Source organism: Paraburkholderia sp. SIMBA_053, assembly GCF_046534895.1.
GTDB lineage: Bacteria > Pseudomonadota > Gammaproteobacteria > Burkholderiales > Burkholderiaceae > Paraburkholderia > Paraburkholderia caledonica.
Genome location: NZ_JAWRXU010000538.1, coordinates 1 through 278, shown reverse-complemented (window position 1 = coordinate 278; position 278 = coordinate 1). Strand labels below are relative to the sequence as shown.

Sequence of the window (278 nt, the reverse complement as noted above, 5' to 3'; positions counted from 1 at the left end):
GCTGTGTTCAGTGGGCTGTTCATGCTGTTTATGTTGCTCCCGCTGTTCGCTGCCGCGGGAAATGTCGCCGCCGCGGCGAGGCTCGCAATCGATGCGCCCGCAACGAACTCCGCGCCCCCACCAGGTGTTATGTGGCGCGGCCTCATCTTACCCGGACTCGGCAACGGCGGCGGCGCCTCGCCGGCGATCATGCGGAATGCGACGCTCATGTCGTCGGCGAGAGGACGGTCGTCGCGATACGTCGGCACGATCTGCCGCACGCGTTGCCAGAGCGCTTC

1 pseudogene is annotated in these 278 nt (G+C 66.5%); it reads right to left on the bottom strand.

From position 1 onward, the window contains the following. Positions 1-278 (bottom strand): annotated as a pseudogene (locus tag SB753_RS36760) (histidine ammonia-lyase); the annotation flags it as partial.